Origin of the sequence: Pseudomonas sp. K5002 (assembly GCF_013386655.1) — a bacterium.
GTDB lineage: Bacteria > Pseudomonadota > Gammaproteobacteria > Pseudomonadales > Pseudomonadaceae > Aquipseudomonas.
Genome location: NZ_JACARK010001433.1, coordinates 1 through 1270 on the forward strand (window position 1 = coordinate 1; position 1270 = coordinate 1270).

1 protein-coding gene and 1 pseudogene are annotated in these 1270 nt (G+C 65.7%); both read right to left on the reverse strand.

The window, feature by feature from the left end:
• Positions 1 to 146, reverse strand: a pseudogene (locus HX846_RS40100) (peptidase); the annotation flags it as partial.
• A 2-nt stretch (positions 147 to 148) separates the two neighbouring features.
• On the reverse strand, positions 149 to 1270 hold a 1122-nt coding region (locus tag HX846_RS36985; RefSeq protein ID WP_178967433.1), incomplete at its 5' end, for an HlyD family type I secretion periplasmic adaptor subunit.

Below are 1270 nucleotides of genomic sequence, written 5' to 3' on the forward strand. Positions count from 1 at the left end.
CGGTTTTCCAGGCCGGCGTCGCGTTCCTTGATGGCGCCGAGGAATACCGGGTCGTTGCGCAGGGCCTGTTCGTAGACATCGAACGGGCCCATGGCGGCCTGGGCACTGCCGCAGGCGAGCAGCAAGGCGATGAACATCGGCTTCATGCTCATTCCTCGGTCAATGCCGAGCCGGCGCGGTCCAGCAGCGGCTTGAACAGGTAATTGAGCAAGGAGCGCTCGCCGGTGCGGATGAACATCTCGGCGGGCATCCCCGGCTTGATCACCAGGCCATGGAGTTTCTCCAGGGCGCTGCTGCTGACGGTGGTGCGCAGCACGTAGTAAGGCATGCCGGTTTTTTCGTCGAGCATCTGGTCGGCGGAGATCAGGCTCACCTCCCCCGGCACCCGCGGCGTGCGGCTCTGATTGAAGGCGGTGAAGAGAATGTCCACCGGCAAGTGCGCACCGACCTTGTCCACCAGGTGCACTGGCAGGCGCCCTTCGACTTCCAGGCGGGTGTCCTGGGGCACGATTTCCAGCAGGGTTTCACCGGCACGCACCACGGCGCCTTCGGTGTGCACGCCCAGGTTGACCGCGATGCCATCGGCGGGCGCGTTGATCTCGCTGTGCTGCAGGTCGAAACCGGCGGAGGTCAGTTGTTGTTCCAGGGTCAGGCTGCGCAGCTGCGCGTCGGCCAGTTGGCTGCGCACTTCCTTCTGGTACTCCTCGCTGTGCTGCTGCAACTTGAGGCGCGACTCGAGGATGCCCTGCTCCACCCGCCCGCTTTCGCCGGTGTTCTGCGCCAGGTCCTGTTGCACCTGGGACAGTTGCCGCTGGTATTCCATCAGCCGGTTGCGCGGGATGTAGCCGTTGTCGGCCAGGGGCTGCAGGTTGTTCAACTGGTCTCGCAGGGATTGCGCCTGGGCGGTCAGGTCACTGCGGGCGCGGCGCATGCCGTTCAGTTGCGCCGTAGCGCCTTCGATACTGGCGCGAATCCCGGCCTGTTCCCGGGCAAAGGCTTCGCGGCGGCTACTGAACAGTTGACGCTGGCCTTCGAGGACCAGTGCCAGGGCTTGATCCGGGTTGCCGCTCAGCTCGGGCGGAAAGGTGATCGTCGACTGGTTATCCCGCTCGCTCTGCCACCGTGCCACGCTGGCCCAGGCCATGCGGTACTGGGCTTGCAGGGAGTGCACGTCGGCCTGGTTCTGCGTCTGGTCGAGACGGAACAGCGGCTGGCCCTGCTTCACCGCCTCGCCCTCACGCACCAGGATCCGGCTGACCACGCCGGGGCT